Source organism: Methylobacterium sp. D54C, from assembly GCF_053345595.1.
On sequence record NZ_JBKFAK010000288.1, the window covers coordinates 1 to 255 of the forward strand.

Consider the following 255-nt stretch of genomic DNA (forward strand, 5'->3'; position numbering starts at 1 on the left):
CTGCCGTCCGGTTCGAGCCCGTGAGAAAGCCGTAGTGCCGGATGCGGAGGAAGCCGCGCGGCAAGACATGGAGCAGGAAGCGTCGGATGAACTCCGCGGCCGACAAGGTCATGACCCGCGGCCGCCCGGCCTCGTCGCGCCGGTAGTCCTTGACGCGGAAGCTGACGCTCGCCCCGTCGAAGGTGAGGATGCGGCGGCTGGAGATGGCGACGCGGTGGGTGTAGCGCGCCAGATAGGCGAGCACGGCCTTCGGTC

At 69.4% G+C, this 255-nt stretch carries 1 protein-coding gene; it reads right to left on the reverse strand.

The genetic code is table 11. The features are described 5' to 3' along the window. A partial coding sequence (locus ACLBYB_RS33565) for a transposase (RefSeq protein ID WP_447701460.1) occupies window positions 1-255 on the reverse strand: 255 nt, incomplete at both ends.